13 protein-coding genes are annotated in these 13008 nt (G+C 39.1%); 1 reads left to right on the top strand and 12 read right to left on the bottom strand.

Features of this window, described 5'->3' with window-relative positions:
* Positions 1–63: 63 nt before the first annotated feature.
* A complete protein-coding gene (locus FZC40_RS10655) occupies positions 64–1137 on the bottom strand; it encodes a 4Fe-4S binding protein (RefSeq protein ID WP_148604137.1) in 1074 nt (357 codons plus the stop codon).
* Positions 1138–1440: 303 nt separating this feature from the next.
* Positions 1441–2523, bottom strand: a complete 1083-nt coding sequence (locus tag FZC40_RS10650) for a uroporphyrinogen decarboxylase/cobalamine-independent methonine synthase family protein (RefSeq protein ID WP_148604135.1) — start codon at positions 2521–2523, stop codon at positions 1441–1443.
* A gap of 655 nt (positions 2524–3178) precedes the next feature.
* Between FZC40_RS10650 and FZC40_RS10645 the strand changes: the two genes are divergently transcribed.
* Positions 3179–4174, top strand: a complete 996-nt coding sequence (locus tag FZC40_RS10645) for an alpha/beta fold hydrolase (RefSeq protein ID WP_207706722.1) — start codon at positions 3179–3181, stop codon at positions 4172–4174.
* Positions 4175–4310: 136 nt separating this feature from the next.
* On the opposite strand, the gene FZC40_RS17150 is transcribed toward FZC40_RS10645, so the two are convergent.
* From FZC40_RS17150 to FZC40_RS10595, 10 genes are all read right to left on the bottom strand, one after another.
* A complete protein-coding gene (locus tag FZC40_RS17150) occupies positions 4311–4451 on the bottom strand; it encodes a hypothetical protein (protein WP_186843770.1) in 141 nt (46 codons plus the stop codon).
* A 56-nt stretch (positions 4452–4507) separates the two neighbouring features.
* Positions 4508–4951, bottom strand: coding sequence for a universal stress protein (locus tag FZC40_RS10640; protein WP_148604133.1), 444 nt, complete (start codon positions 4949–4951; stop codon positions 4508–4510).
* A 106-nt stretch (positions 4952–5057) separates the two neighbouring features.
* Complete coding sequence (locus FZC40_RS10635; protein WP_207706721.1) at positions 5058–6446, bottom strand: phosphatidylserine decarboxylase; 1389 nt, start codon at positions 6444–6446, stop codon at positions 5058–5060.
* A gap of 143 nt (positions 6447–6589) precedes the next feature.
* Positions 6590–7534, bottom strand: a complete 945-nt coding sequence (locus FZC40_RS10630; protein WP_148604128.1) for a serine O-acetyltransferase — start codon at positions 7532–7534, stop codon at positions 6590–6592.
* A gap of 154 nt (positions 7535–7688) precedes the next feature.
* Positions 7689–8180 (bottom strand): hypothetical protein, encoded by a 492-nt coding sequence (locus FZC40_RS10625; RefSeq protein WP_148604127.1) that lies wholly within the window; start codon positions 8178–8180, stop codon positions 7689–7691.
* Between the two features lie 132 nt (positions 8181–8312).
* Positions 8313–8957 (bottom strand): MBL fold metallo-hydrolase, encoded by a 645-nt coding sequence (locus FZC40_RS10620; RefSeq protein ID WP_148604125.1) that lies wholly within the window; start codon positions 8955–8957, stop codon positions 8313–8315.
* Between the two features lie 79 nt (positions 8958–9036).
* Entirely contained in the window at positions 9037–9663 is a 627-nt protein-coding gene (locus FZC40_RS10615; protein ID WP_148604123.1) for a GNAT family N-acetyltransferase, read from the bottom strand.
* Between the two features lie 401 nt (positions 9664–10064).
* Entirely contained in the window at positions 10065–10526 is a 462-nt protein-coding gene (locus tag FZC40_RS10610; RefSeq protein ID WP_148604121.1) for a putative immunity protein, read from the bottom strand.
* Positions 10527–10861: 335 nt separating this feature from the next.
* Complete coding sequence (locus tag FZC40_RS10600; protein ID WP_148604116.1) at positions 10862–11470, bottom strand: GDSL-type esterase/lipase family protein; 609 nt, start codon at positions 11468–11470, stop codon at positions 10862–10864.
* A 422-nt stretch (positions 11471–11892) separates the two neighbouring features.
* The gene (locus FZC40_RS10595) at positions 11893–13008 is read right to left on the bottom strand and encodes an HD-GYP domain-containing protein (RefSeq protein ID WP_148604114.1); all 1116 of its coding nucleotides are present in this window, start codon (positions 13006–13008) and stop codon (positions 11893–11895) included.

Raw genomic sequence — 13008 nt, 5'->3', positions numbered from 1 at the left:
GGAATCTCCAACTCATATTTAGTGAGAATCAGCGAAAGCTCAAGGGCTTCCAATGCTTTTGATTTAAGGCTGGTATTTTTCTTTCTCTAAAAAACGAGTTGCATAGGCAAGCGTTTTTTGGGGACAACTATCGACACAATGCCCACAGCCCACGCAACGGAACTCAGAAACTTCGCTGCCCTTTTTAGCCGAACTTTTTATATCGATGGACATCGGACAAGCTGCGTTGCACCGACCGCATTGGATACAGTTTGTCAGATTGGTGTTAATTCGCTGGCCGGCAATTTTGCCAACTAAACCAAGGACCGTTCCCAGCGGGCAGTAGTAACAATATCCCCGTCCAACAAACGCAATCCAGAAAAACATGGCCATCAGCAGTTCAGTCGTCAGATATTTATAGTTTTCAATTTTTGCAATCACATCACTGTAAACCATTGGCATTCCCAGGAGGATTAATATCCAATAAAAGGTGAAGCACAAGGCCAAGGCAAAAAAAATCCATCGTAGGAACGAAAAGATTTTTAGACCTTTGGCTTTAACTTTTTTCTTTTTTCCAATCAGGGGAATCACCGGATCAAAAACCTCTGCCGCAAAACCATTAAACAAACATAGCATCGAGCATTGCCATCGGCGACCGAAAAGAAGCGTACCAGCAAAAACGACGATGGTAATGATTAAATAAACGGTTAATGCCAATGAAATACCGGTGAGTCCAAAAATCGGCAGATATTTCAGGTAAAAGGCCGACCCCGTATCTAAAAGTTGTAAGGGGATGGTGCTCCAGGGCAAAGGCATGGCAAAAAAATACAATTCATTGTTGTTTAAGAGGAGTGGCCCCAAAATATGGACGACCAAGGCCATTAAAATAAGCCCAATCAGATTCCGCTTGCGCATTGCCGTTCGTTGGGATGAACCAATAATTCGCAAGGTGAGGAAACTGCCGATTACAATAAATATGGTCTTGACCCAGTTTTCATAAAAACCCCAAAGCCAAGTAATAAATGCCGCAACCGCGGGTGTCGCCCGGCTGACATAGCCAAAATTCAGCCCGGCAATGATGATACAGAGAATAATATAGACCCATAAAATACTTTTCAGCAGTTTTAATTCTAAGGAAGCATTCTCAGTCGATTTCATTTTTTTCCTCCACGTTTTTTATACTGATCATTAATTTATGTGCCCGGCTCGCCAGACAGTCGTTTCGAATGGACATATTGTATCATTTTATTGCTGTAAATAAAAGATTAATCACGTTAAGATCGACCATTAGAAATATAATATCAACTCAAGTCTCTGAAGGGTTTGGTCGATTTTTTTTAATAATGGACTTGGGACAGCCATTGGTTTAATTCTTACCGTCATCTTGCCGCTAGTTATTTAACCAAAAATCAGTACCTAGCTAATATAAATTAGCTAGGTACTGATTTTTTGACGTTGCTATTAATGACTGTATAAAATTCTCGATTGTTTGTACAATTCTTCCCGAAATACCGGTGTCATGATTCCGCCCAACACAGCATAAACGCTGATAAATGACGATTTTCCGGGAACACAGACTTTTTCGGCAAATTTTCGTGCAATAAGCCGCTGTTCATCATCATTGGTTATTGTTGGATCAAAGACTTCAGGAATCATACCAAAGCAAATTTTATCACCATAGTTTTCAAAAAGATTCACAGTATCGTTCATGTCTTGAGGACTCCATGAATCCCATCCGGCATCAAGAATACACTGAATTCGGGACTCAATGTGGCCGCAGCTGTGAAGATCTGCCCAGAGTCCTTTTGAATGGATGTGGTCTGTGAGTTTTCTCATATAAGGAACAATCATTTCCTGAGCAATCGCCTCAGAGAAAAACGGAGACCGTTGAGAGCCCCAGTCATCATGTACGGTAAACCCATCGATATGATCAAAGTATTCGACGAATTTATCCACAAGGCGACAAGCCAAATCGGTTGTTGCTTCAAAAATTGCTTTTACCGCATCGGTTTGATCTTCATCGATCAGTGCTTCTGCGGCGCCCTCAAATCCCATAAACGAAATCAGCCGCTCAAACCAAAAGCCGTTAATCAGCCAGGCAAGAACGAAGGCCTCACCATTTAAAAAAGTTCCATTATTGGCTTTTGCGCTGCCTTCCCAGTCCCAGCTGTCAATATCCGGAAATTTGATTATGCTTTTCCAGTCATTGGCATCTTCTAAAACATGATTTCCGGGTCTGACCATTGAACCCTGAGCATCTGGAACATATTCCCAGGGAATACCGAACATATCGTTGCCATCCTGAGGTGCCATCATATTCGCTTCGAAAACAAAGGCTCTGGCAATGTTATCCGGCAAAACAGCAGGACAGAATAAAGCGGACTCATTTCCCAAACTTTGCCAAACCGGCTCTTTTTGCATGGTTCGTAAATAATTTTCTTTCATCGTTACAGGAGAATCAAAAATTGGATCTGTGGTACCAAAAAAATTTGGTATTTCCCCGACAACCTGCAGTTCTTTGGAATCAAACGGAATTTTATTCATTATTTTTTTGCCTCCAGCTTTCAACTAAATATTTAATTTGTAATTTTACTTTACTCTTTAATTGTGCAGCCCAGAACAATTTTGCATTGCGGCTCTGGGTTCCTCTGATTTTTTTGTCTCAGCAGATCACAAGCAACATTATGTTTCTTGTGTCAAGGGTCAGCAACAGCAATCGTTTGCATATCAATCAAACCTACTTCGTTGCTTTTAAAAAAGTAAGTCATTTTGAAATAATCACAACGTTCACCTAGCATTATTATTGATTAAATGCATTTAATCAATAATAATGCTCAACCGATTAAATTTATTTAATTGTATTATTTTACGAATTCAATGTCAATCAATATTTTGATTAAAACGGGATATTTTATATATTTTATTATTATGATGCCTTTTTTTACATACAATCTATTCAAAAGAAAATAATATTAGTTCTATTTTAAATATCACCTTCAACCGCCAGAAATAATTCCTGTTATTTATCTTTTATAGTCAATAACCCTGATCTTACAGAAATGTAAGGATACTGCCGTTCTTGTAAGCCCGATCGATGGCTTCATTATCTTTCTAAAACTATAATGAATAAGAAAGTGAATTCACAGCGAAACCCGCGCGCGACTTCATACTACTAACAAAATGGAGAAAGAGAGAAAAAATGAAAAAAAGCACTAAAAGAACACATAAAGTTTTAAACGTATTTTTAGCGTTTATTGCTGGAATTATACTGCTAACGATACTGTGGGTAATCATCAGTCAGGTTTTAACTGCCTATGAAAAATCTATTTATCCTGCGCCTGGAGAAATGGTCACTGTATCCGGCCAACAAATGCATGTCTATACCCAGGGTGAAGGAGAAAATACAATTGTCTTAACCCCTGGCCTTGGAACAACCGCTCCTGTTCTGGACTTTCAACCGTTGATTGACGAATTGGCTAAAACAAACAAAGTCGTGGTGGTTGAACCCTTTGGTTATGGATGGAGCGACTTGACCGATGATGAACGGACGGTCGAAAATATCACTGAAGAGTTGCGAACTGCATTAAGCGTTGCTGGTATTAAAGGCCCTTATGTATTAATGCCTCATTCAATTTCCGGAATTTATGCCATGTATTATGCCAATACCTATCCGGAAGAAGTTAAAGCAATCGTTGGAATCGACTGTACCCTGCCGGAAATGAGTGCCTATTTTGGGGAAAGTATCCCGTCAATGCCATCTTATTTGAGTGCTTTGGTACCCACCGGTATCGCCAGACTCCTTGTCCTGATGATGCCTGATGGATTCCTGCCTATTGATACGACCCATATCTATTCTGATGAAAATTTAAAAACCACAAAAGCACTATCAGCATGGAAGGCTTATAATAAAAACGTTGTTGCCGAAGGAAACGAAATTGAAAAGAATATTGAAAAAACATCAACGATGAAATTTGCCAAAGATCTACCCGTGCTGATTTTCGCAAAAGAAGGTACCACCCCCAGAGAGGATGGAAAAACGACCCAGAGCTTTTATGAAATGGCTCTGGCGGGATTGGGAAACAGCAAGATCGTCATGCTTGAAGGGCATCATTATTTGCACTGGACAAATTATGAAACGATGAGCAACGATGTCAGTCAATTTTTAAATTCGATTAAAACTAACCCATCGGAATAAATCCATCATCCCATCAGCTTGCCGAAAGTTATTTATTAAAAAATAAAAGCATCTCGCTAATTAACAAGATGCTTTTATTTAAATAATAAGTGACTGATGTAACGTATGGGTGGAATTTCGCCCCATCCCCGGGATGCTAGAAAAATTTGACAATATCCTCTGCTGCTTTTCTTTTTGGCATTTTAGGTTCCGGGGTGCCATATTCCAAGGCGATCACTGACTTAATCATCTCATCATCGCTGATGGACAGCATTTCCTGAATATGGTTTTTATTCATTCATTATACCGCTTTCAGTTGATTTGCACCGCTTTTTATTAGATTAAATGGTGTGATTAATCTTTTACAACTAAAACAGAGCAAGGTGCAATTTCAATAATTTTTCTGGTATTTGAACCAACAAAGAAACGCTTTGCAGCACTCATTCCCCTTTTTCCCATGACGATCAAATCAAAATTTTCTTCTTTGGCAAACTCGTCAATTTTCGCATCCACAGCGCCGGCTATGACTTTTTTCTTAAGAACCAGCCCCGAGCTTTTATATTTTTCCAAAAGAGAATCCAACAGTTTTTCAAATTCTTCTGACTGATTGTCTTCAATTTGCTTCATCAACTCCAATGAATTTGTCGGAATTGCTCCAGCCCCGTAAAATAGTGGTTTTATTTCAATGACGGAAAGAAAAGTCACTTCACTCCCAAATTTTTTTGCCAATTCAATAGCTTTGTCGGCTCCTTTTAATGAAATTTCAGAACCATCGACCGGTACAAGTATTTTTTTCATTATATATTCCCTTCTTTAATGCATCTATATGTATTATTTTACAGCTTTTAAATATTAAAAGCAAATTTTTCAATCATCTTCAAACGCCAAAATAAATTCCTGTTATTTATCTATTATCGTTTTTACCTTTCCTTACTGCGAATGCAACGCCTCCAACCAGCACAATCGTTAAAATAATTGCCATTGTGCCATCCCAAACTGTATTACTTTTTGAATCGGCAACCACTGTAGGAATGCCTGTCAATATACCATAAGATTCGCCCATTAACAAGTGCGTGTATCCTTCACTATCGGCATTTTTGGGGGCCGTCATTTCAAAACCAGCAATATTCTGGAAAATCATCACATAATCCGATCCACCGAACAGGAAATATCCGAGCATATCGCCTTTTTTCACAACGATACCCGGCTTTATGTTATCCTCAAACATAACTGCGGAAACCTGTGACATACCAACCGGCATCAAAGCCACCAGACCATAATCTTCAGTCTTCATAATTACACAGCCCCGTGTTTCTACTGCCTGCCAGCCATAATCTTCCGCATTGAGCACATATCGGTTTGCTTCCTTGTCCCAATAGGTAATGCCGCCAACTGCGTCATCCTGATAAATGGTTCTTACCTCTAATATTGTTCCACTAACCGGAAAGTGGAAACGATGATAATCCTGGACATTAAGGAAGGTGTGTGTCAATATTCCGCCAGCGAATGCATCACCATAGCTGGTTCCTTCACCAAGGAGAGCGGATATTGAATCAAAAGTCAGAGATTTTATTCTTACGCCATCCCCAACTACCCGCGAGTCACCGTCGATCTGCCACACACCCTGTGGTAATGAATCAGCTGGAGCGGCAACAACCGAATTGTCGTCTGGGGAGGCAATTGGTCGAGCTGCAGTCGAAATGAGAAAGCGACTGAAAAAATCATTAAAGCTGTGCCAATTGGATGGATCTTCATACCACCCATTCTGCAATCCAAAATCCTGATTATTATAGGCAGTCTGATAATATGCTTCATTCCAGGATTCGGAAGTGCTCAGGTATTCTCCCCATTGTTTAGTGAATTTAATCATCCAGGATCGATAGGGTTCGTAGTATTGCAATGAATTATTGTAAAATTCCATACCTTCCAGCTCTTCCAAAGGCTGATCAGTAATGAAATAAAAATAATCCAAGCTTTGATCGATCTGATCATAGAGACCAGGATACGTACTTTCAACATTGGGCAAGATGCTCCAGGGCAAGGCATGATCTGCCCAGTCAACAAAGTCATAAAATTCATCCAAAGACTGCACCGGATTGCTGTTCTTATCCGGATTCACCGCTTTGGCTTGTTCAATCGATTTAATCAACAGCGTTTTCAGCTCAGGGTTATGCTCCACCATGAGAACCAATTCTTGTGTGATGGGCTCATGGGCAGTTTCCGCTGCCCATGCGATGGGCGTAGACATAAATATCAAACTGACAATCAAAAACAGTGTAAATATTCTTTTCATTCTCATCCTCCTGTCATGCACTCGACTTTTTCGCTGACTGATATCCTAGAAAAACTTCACAATATCCGCTGCTGCTTTTCTGGTTGGCATTTTAGGTTCCTGGGTACCATATCCCAATGTGATCACCGATACAATAATTCCATTTATATCACCCAGTCAAAGGATTCCATTGTAATTTCCGTTATCTCATGACCTGAGAAATGCAGCTCTGGTGTTTTGATGCTTACCTTGGTTCCTTCTGGCACTGATTTTGTAATAAACACATTACTGCCAATGACAGCACCTTTTCCAACAATTGTATCGCCGCCTAAAATTGAAGCTCCTGAATAAACGGTTACCTCATCTTCCAGACAGGGATGTCGTCTCACGCCTCTGAGCTTTTGACCGCCTCTAGTGGATAAAGCGCCTAATGTTACCCCCTGATAAATTTTCACATGTTCGCCAATGATGGCAGTTTCTCCGACAACCACGCCGGTACCATGATCGATGAAGAAGTATTTCCCGATGGTGGCGCCTGGGTGAATATCAATTCCGGTAATGTTATGGGCATATTCGCTCATGATCCTTGGAATCAGTGGAACCGAAAGGTCATACAATTCATGCGCCAACCGATGAACGCTGATGGCAAAAACACCAGGATAACAAAAAATAATTTCATCTCTGCTCTTTGCTGCCGGATCCCCATCAAAAGCTGCAATAACATCGGTTGCCAGGAACTCTCTGATTTGGGGGATCTTGCTTATAAATTCATAACAGATTCTTTCCGCTTCCTTGTGATAATGCTCTTCACTAAAATTTTCTATTTCGGCTGCCTGATGTTTCAACGCCAAAGTAATCTGTTTCATCAAACTTTCGATGATACAAATTAACAAATCTCCAATGTGATAGTCCTGAATTTCTCTGCGAAAATTTGTTTTTCCAAAATAGCTGGGGAAAACTAATTGTCGCAATGCTTTGGTGGTATCAATAATTGCATTTCGATTTGGTAAAAATCCGCAATCATGGGGAGCAATATAGGACTCTTTTTTATAACTCTCTGAAATACTGTCAACCAATGTTTCGATTTTTGTTTTATATGCTTTATTCATGATGTTTCCTTTCATATTTGTTCATATTTGCTTATCTATTTTTTTGGTACAATCGTTGTTTTCAATTTGCGCCTGGAAAAATCAAGTTGATAAGCATATTGTACTGTTTTCATATTATTACCCCATAAAGTTAAATTATTTAAAAGCAGTCAGATCAATATTTCCATTTATTTCTCTGCCGGATGATTTGATAAAGCAATGGTAAATAGATACCGACAATTAAAGCCATCGTATAGCTACCCAACGTCCCTGAATATCTTACAAGAACTAATAATGGTTGCAAAAACACCAAACCGCTATCAAAATAAATCAGATAACTCATTCCCGCCAAAAGGACATAAGTAAGCCCTGCCAAGCAACCCCAGAAAGCTAGTCTGCTGGCACAGTTTTTAACATTTATTCCTATAAAAATCAGTCCAAAGCCAGCGATCAGGCCTGTCACAGTGGATGAAACATACTTTATGAGATCCTCATATAAGTATGTTTCATCAAAACCTACTGGTGCTTTTAACCCATATATTTCCACCATATGCTTTGCCCATGGCAAAATGGTAATCACAATAATCGGTATGGCAAACAACAATACTGCATAAAAGATTGCAAACATTTTTTCTCTGGATTTATTTGCATTCAAATTATTTTTCATTTCATCTCTCTTTCTCTCTAACTGAAGCCTTAGCATTTCATTCACAGACAGTTTAAAATTCAATCGCTTTCGCAAAGACACTCTCTTCCGTCAGGGGCTGATGATCATTGTATTATTTTAAGTCATAGGATCCTAATATTTTATTACTTTTAGGAATTCCTCAAACACGATTCCTCTTTGAATCGGCTCTCCATGAGAGGGACAAATCCAATCGAACTTCAAATCTTTTATAAGTGCTATGGATTTTTTTACTTCTTCGTGATTCCAGTTCATAAATTGTGGTAAAAGTCGAAAATTCCCATTTAACACCTCAAATAAATCACCAGTAAACAGTACATTCCGATATTGGAAAATAGAATGGCCAGGAGTATGTCCCGGCGCATGAATTACTTTAATTTCTCCAAAATGTTGATTTTCTTTATAATAATCAAAAACAGCAGGCTTTTGAGGCTGAACAACAACTTGAATGATTCGCTTGATTCCCGGACGATTTTGGGCACCGACAATATATGGAATATCCTCTTTAGAAGCCCAAAGCTCAGCTTGAGTAACCTCCTGTAATTTTTTAGCATTACCGATGTGATCCACATCATGGTGTGTCAAAAGAATTTTTTTAATCGTTTGAATTGGCACATCAAGACTCTCAATTTCCGAAATAATCTTTTTTGTCAGCCCTGGCATGCCGGTGTCAATCAAAATACTTTCATCAGATTTAATCAAAAATACATGACCATGCTTAGAACATTCAAGTTGATAAACATTTTTTATTATTTGCATATTTTTACCCCTATTATGATGAATAAAACACATCCGGTTTTTCTGCTTTTACTCAGACTTTTCTGCCGTAAATATCGATTCAATCACTTATTGTGTTATCTTCCTGTCTCCATCGCATCATGCAAAAGCAGGTTAAATTAATCACTTCAGAAGAATGTGATTCCATTAGTTTAAATCCGAAGTGCTCGTAGAGCGGAACATTCTCAGGATTGAAGGTTTCCAATACAATAGGTAGCTTTTTATTATCACACGCCTGAATGACAGGCATGATTAATTCTCTGAAAGCGCCGGTCCCTTGCAGAGACTTGTCAATTGCGATGGTCAACAGATGATAGACATCCCTATCGTAATATTTCAGATGCCAATTTTGAGGAATAATTTCAGCTTCCTGAATGGCCTTATTTTGAAGCCACAAAAGCTCATCTTCTTTGGCAGTTTCCAACAATTTCTGAGACGATTGCTGAAATATTTTAAACAGCTTTTCTTCAGGTAATTCTTCGGTTGAATAACCAATCAATAATCCTTTGCCGCCATTTAGCACCTTTACTGCATTTTGTCGATCAAATGCTTGAATCTGTCCCTCAAACTGCAAATCAACAAGCAATCCGGCACGTTCCAAACCGTTGATTTGAAATATCACCCCAGAATCTTCCATAAACCTCGTTTTCATGAGCTGTGTATAAAGTTTTAATTCATTTTCTTTCATTATCACTTCTCCTCACTTTTATAATCTTTTTTTTGCTTAAGTCTCCATATTGTAGATTGTTTTCAAATATCTGTTTGTGGCCGGGCAGTATCTGATGGTTTTCCCTTTCTACAGACTACAGATTTCTAGATTACCGAGTTTGCGACGAAAACACAACTAAAACCGTTAGCATGTGTACGTTAAATTCCATCGGAGCTACTCCGATCGCGGTAATCAGATTCCCAATCCGCCATGGTATCAAATAAATAAAGATATACTTTTTTCATCATTTGACCTTTCTTTTTTCTATAAAATTTTAATCTTCCTCACAAATCAGTAAAAACAATTTCTGTTATTTATCTTTTACAGTCCCACTGATCATTATCCATTGAAAGAGTTTACTCATGCTGGAATCGTTGAGATCATCCTTTACATTCCATCAGTTTATTCAATTGCCACTGTCTTTCTTTTGAAACAGCTTCCATAGAATCTGATTTGATAAGGTTTATTACTTTTACAGAATAATCACTTGCTACCATTGCATGCTCTCGCATATGACCGCTTCCGACAGCCTGTCCTACAACTCTCAATGCAGTTTTTTCAATTTCATTCATACTGTTTCTTGCCAGTTGGTGAATTCTAAAACCCGCCTGACGCACATCATGCATTCTGGCTTTCCCATTCTGCCACCGTACATTTGTATCAAAACCACCTAAAATAATATCGTTATTTTCATAAGATATATTCACCAGCTCTAAAATATGTTTTGCCATCTCCAATGACCAGCGTGCTAAAATAATTTGATCGGACTCTTCATATACAGTATCAATTATTTCTCTTAATAACGTATCATCCTGAATCTTAATTTTTACTTTTGTTGACATATTCACCTCCGGACAAACCCTTGCCTTGAGTTATCGTTGGAACTTAATTGGAATTTCCGCTATTTTCGCATTTTTATTTGGTGTGATTTACAGCGGTTTGTGGAACTACCTTACATTAAAAACCAATCACCAATATTCTAATTTCTTCAATTTTGAATATTGTGGGAGGCTTAACAGCCGTTTGGCTATTTTCTCCAGAAATGTTTTATTTAATTGCACCATGGATTCCAGGCATGGTGATTCTATCAATCACATTACACACGATTGCTTTTTATGTTTACGCAAAGATGGATGCAGCAAAAAAAGCTAAAGAATTAAATGATTTAGTAAAATATTCATAACCAAGACTGTTTTCCCATAAACTCAATCAGTCGGCCAGCCATCCGTTGATGGCCGGCCGGGCTTTGATGAATCCCGTCGAGATACAGATCTTGATCAGTCCAGTCGATGGCGCTTCGGAAATCCAAGATAGGTAATTGCGCAGTTGCGGTAAAATCCCTTAGCCACTGGCAATACGCTTCGACCATCACCGCAGATTTTTTAAAATCGATGGCTTCGCCACCGTCTTTGAATGCCACCGGCAGCAGAATCGGAGGCGGAATCGCCACAACTACCAGCAGGTTTTGTCCTCGGCACCGCTCAACCATGATTTTCATGTTTTGGGCGGCACTCTGCCAGGAATGGTTGAAGAAAATATCGTTATAACCGCCCATCAGGATAACCCCATCGGGTTTTGCCGCAAACACCTGTTGTTGGATACGGGCAAGCATCCCATCAGTGGTATCCCCGTTAATTCCGCTGTTTTGCATTTGGATCCCGGTCTTCTTTTCTACAATCACATGCCATTTTTCTTTGTGGGCTACATTATATCCAAAAGTCAAACTGTCGCCAAAACAAACAATTTTCAAAATTATCTCCTTTTTTTCTGAAAGTCTCTGCATCATATAAATTGAGCCTGGTCTGGTCTGGTCTGTCAGTCCCTGAATAAGCAACCATTATTCAAGATACAGCTCTCTTCTTGATTTTTAATAGTTCGCTCACGCTTCATTTGGTTATAAAAATGAAACGGAGAGACTTTTGACTACCCGTCCTCAACTACTGACTGATAATATGACCAACGAAGCATCCTTGATGACTACCCGTTTCGCTTGATTTTTATTATACTACATTGCGATCATTTTTACATCTTTATGCATATATTTTGATCTCAAATAAATATATTTTCTATTACAAACACAAAAATTGGCAACATATAATATTATATGTTGCCATCCCTGTTTAGTGTTTATAGAGAAATTCCGGGGTACAGCACGGATGAAATACTTATAAAATTTGCTAAAGGTCGCGTAGTATCGTTTTTCACAGACTATTTTTCATTCAAGGCTATTAATTCCTCAGGATAATCTGCATATTTAATCGCGATTTGCCGAAACAATTCTTGTACTTCTTGAAATGCATCTACCATTAATGGCTCAAAATGACTGTCTCTGCCTTCCTTGATAATTTCGACTGCTTTTTTATGTGTAAAAGGCGGTTTGTAGACTCTTTTACTGATGAGCGCATCATAGACATCCGCAATCGCCATGATTCTACCGGCAAGGGGAATGTCATACCCTGAGAGACCATCGGGATAACCAGAACCATCCCATTTTTCCTGATGGTATTTTGCAAATTCCATGGCATGTTTAAGAAATGAATTTTCGCCTAGTTTTAACGCTGCAATGCGGAGTGCCTCGTAACCGATAACAGTATGCCGTTTCATCTCTTCAAATTCATCATGTGTCAGCTTTCCCGGCTTAAGGAGGATATCATCTCGTATTCCAATTTTACCGATATCATGAAGCGGTGCCGATTTGTAAAAAATCTGAATGACTTCGTCATTCAGAATCGTTTTATATTTTTCATAGGTACTCAACTTTTCGGCAAGAATTCGCACATAATTCTTAGTACGCTCGATGTGCCCGCCTGTATCAGGATCCCGATACTCAGCAAGCGAAGCTAGGGCTTCTATGGTAATTTCCTGAGTCAGACATAATTCCCTGGTTCGTTCAGCAACCCGTTTTTCAAGGATCTCGTTCTGCATGGCCAGTTCATTCCTTGCCATCGTGATGAACAGATGGGTCTGTACACGCGCCTTCACCTCGAGTATTTCAAACGGTTTGGTGATGTAATCGACTGCACCTGCTTCAAATCCTCTTCTTTTGCTTTCGATATCTGTCATGGCAGTCAAGAAAATGATCGGTATATCGGATGTTGCAGCATTTGTTTTAAGTTTTTTACACACCTCATATCCGCTCATTCCCGGCATCATGATATCCAGCAAAATTAAATCCGGCCGTTCCATTTTTACAATTTCGAGAGTGGATTCCCCATCCATGGCCACAGACAGTTCATAATCATCACCCAGAGCTTCGACCAGAATATCGATATTGATTTCCGTATCATCCACAATTAAAACAGTACATTCCGATAATACTTTCAT

Source organism: Acetobacterium tundrae, assembly GCF_008086615.1.
Lineage (GTDB): Bacteria > Bacillota > Clostridia > Eubacteriales > Eubacteriaceae > Acetobacterium > Acetobacterium tundrae.
Note: the sequence above shows the minus strand (reverse complement) of the source record. Positions and strands in the feature narration are given on the sequence as shown.

What these genes read in the sequence shown, in the direction of transcription:
- FZC40_RS10655 (WP_148604137.1), bottom strand. Translation starts at nt 1,137, where the DNA reads ATGAAATCGACTGAGAATGCTTCCTTAGAATTAAAACTGCTGAAAAGT.
- FZC40_RS10650 (WP_148604135.1), bottom strand. Translation starts at nt 2,523, where the DNA reads ATGAATAAAATTCCGTTTGATTCCAAAGAACTGCAGGTTGTCGGGGAA.
- FZC40_RS10645 (WP_207706722.1), top strand. Translation starts at nt 3,179, where the DNA reads ATGAAAAAAAGCACTAAAAGAACACATAAAGTTTTAAACGTATTTTTA.
- FZC40_RS17150 (WP_186843770.1), bottom strand. Translation starts at nt 4,451, where the DNA reads ATGAATAAAAACCATATTCAGGAAATGCTGTCCATCAGCGATGATGAG.
- FZC40_RS10640 (WP_148604133.1), bottom strand. Translation starts at nt 4,951, where the DNA reads ATGAAAAAAATACTTGTACCGGTCGATGGTTCTGAAATTTCATTAAAA.
- FZC40_RS10635 (WP_207706721.1), bottom strand. Translation starts at nt 6,446, where the DNA reads ATGAAAAGAATATTTACACTGTTTTTGATTGTCAGTTTGATATTTATG.
- FZC40_RS10630 (WP_148604128.1), bottom strand. Translation starts at nt 7,534, where the DNA reads ATGAATAAAGCATATAAAACAAAAATCGAAACATTGGTTGACAGTATT.
- FZC40_RS10625 (WP_148604127.1), bottom strand. Translation starts at nt 8,180, where the DNA reads ATGAAAAATAATTTGAATGCAAATAAATCCAGAGAAAAAATGTTTGCA.
- FZC40_RS10620 (WP_148604125.1), bottom strand. Translation starts at nt 8,957, where the DNA reads ATGCAAATAATAAAAAATGTTTATCAACTTGAATGTTCTAAGCATGGT.
- FZC40_RS10615 (WP_148604123.1), bottom strand. Translation starts at nt 9,663, where the DNA reads ATGAAAGAAAATGAATTAAAACTTTATACACAGCTCATGAAAACGAGG.
- FZC40_RS10610 (WP_148604121.1), bottom strand. Translation starts at nt 10,526, where the DNA reads ATGTCAACAAAAGTAAAAATTAAGATTCAGGATGATACGTTATTAAGA.
- FZC40_RS10600 (WP_148604116.1), bottom strand. Translation starts at nt 11,470, where the DNA reads ATGATGCAGAGACTTTCAGAAAAAAAGGAGATAATTTTGAAAATTGTT.
- FZC40_RS10595 (WP_148604114.1), bottom strand. Translation starts at nt 13,008, where the DNA reads ATGAAAGTATTATCGGAATGTACTGTTTTAATTGTGGATGATACGGAA.